A 1877-nucleotide genomic window follows, 5' to 3' on the forward strand; every position below is an offset into this window, starting at 1 on the left:
ACCCGGCCGCCGTCCGGTCTTTCATCGAGGAGGTCGCCCGTGGCTGCTCCTGATCCGGTCGTCGCCGGGCGCTTCGGCCCCTACGGCGGCCGCTACGTGCCCGAGACCCTGATGCCCGGCCTGATCGAGCTGGAGGCCGCCTTCGCCGCGGCCTGGGCCGACCCGGCGTTCCGCTGCGAGCTGGACGCGCTGCGCCGCGACTACAGCGGCCGGCCGACTCCCTTGTTCCGGGCCCGCCGCTTCGGCGAGGTCCACGGCGGCGGCGCCGAGGTCTGGCTGAAGCGCGAGGACCTCAACCACACCGGCGCCCACAAGATCAACAACAGCCTCGGCCAGGCGCTGCTGGCGCGGCGCATGGGCAAGCGGCGCGTGGTGGCCGAGACCGGCGCCGGGCAGCACGGCGTGGCCACCGCCGCGGCCTGCGCGCTGCTGGGGCTGGAGTGCGTCGTGCACATGGGCGAGGTCGACATGGCGCGCCAGGCGCCCAACGTCGAGCGCATGCGCCTGCTCGGGGCGCGCGTGTCGCCGGTGGGCAGCGGCAGCCGCACGCTCAAGGACGCCACCAGCGAGGCGATCCGCGACTGGGTCGCCAACGTCGGGACCACCCACTACATCCTGGGTTCGACCGTGGGCCCGCATCCCTACCCGACGATCGTGCGCGAGCTGCAGTCGGTGATCGGGGACGAGGCGCGCGCGCAGTTCCTGGCCGCGACGGGCCGGCTGCCCGGGACGGTCGTGGCCTGTGTGGGCGGCGGCAGCAATGCGCTGGGCATCTTCAGCGGCTTCCTGGCGGATGCGGGCGTCGCACTGGTGGGCGTGGAGGCCGGCGGCTCGGCGGCGGGCCACTCGGCCGCGCTGGGGCGCGGCGCGCCCGGCATCCTGCACGGCACCTACTCCTACCTGCTGCAGGACGAGGACGGCCAGGTCGTCGAGGCGCACTCCGTCGCCGCGGGCCTGGACTATCCCGGCGTCGGGCCGCAGCACGGCCACCTCAAGGACACCGGCCGCGCCGTCTACGAGGAGGTCGACGACCGCGAGGCGCTCGCGGCCTTCCACGCGCTGAGCCGCCTGGAAGGGATCATCCCCGCGCTGGAGTCCAGCCACGCCCTGGCCTGGGTCGCGCGCCGGCAGGCGCGGTCGCCCGCGCTGACGGAGCCCATCCTGGTGAACCTCTCGGGCCGTGGGGACAAGGACCTGGCCGACCGCAAGCTCGATCCCGCCGGAGGCAACCCGTGACGAAGCTCGAACGGACGACCCGCGACGAGCGCGATGCCGGCCGCAAGGCCCTGGTGCCCTTCTTCACGGCGGGCTACCCGAGCGAAGCCGCGTTCCTGGACCTGGTGCGCGCGGCCGCGGACGCGGGCTGCCGCACCGTCGAGGTGGGCATCCCGTTCAGCGATCCGGTGGCCGACGGGCCGCTGATCCAGGCTTCGAGCCTGGCGGCGCTGCGCGGCGGCATGACGCTGCGCCGCGCCCTGGACCTGACCGCCCGGGCCACGGCGGCGACGGGCGTGGGCGCCGTCGTGATGAGCTACGCGAACCCCGTGCTGCGGCTGGGGGCGGCGGAGTTCGCGACGCGCGCCCGGGACGCGGGCGTGGTGGGCGCGATCCTGCCGGACGTGCCGCACGAAGAGGCGGCCGAGTGGCGCGGCCCGCTGGCGGAGGCGGGGCTGCCCCTGATCGAGCTGATCGCCCCGACCACCGACGCCGCGCGCGTCGCGATGATCGCGGGGGAGGCCCGCGGCTTCCTCTACCTGGTGGCGCTGACCGGAGTGACCGGCGCCGCCGCCGACCCGGCGGCCCACGCCGCGGCGCTGGTCGGCCGCGCCCGCGCCGTCACCGACCTGCCCTGCTACGTCGGCTTCGGCGTGGCCGAC

2 protein-coding genes are annotated in these 1877 nt (G+C 75.8%); both read left to right on the forward strand.

Going from position 1 to position 1877, the window contains the following annotated elements; translation table 11 throughout:
* The first annotated feature begins 39 nt into the window (after window positions 1–39).
* Entirely contained in the window at window positions 40–1236 is a 1197-nt protein-coding gene (trpB, locus tag Q7W29_14625; protein ID MDO9173056.1) for a tryptophan synthase subunit beta, read from the forward strand.
* On the forward strand, window positions 1233–1877 hold a 645-nt coding region (gene trpA / locus Q7W29_14630; protein MDO9173057.1), incomplete at its 3' end, for a tryptophan synthase subunit alpha. The genes trpB and trpA, both read left to right, overlap by 4 nt.

Source organism: bacterium (assembly GCA_030654305.1).
In the GTDB taxonomy this organism is placed as follows: Bacteria; Krumholzibacteriota; Krumholzibacteriia; order LZORAL124-64-63; family LZORAL124-64-63; genus PNOJ01.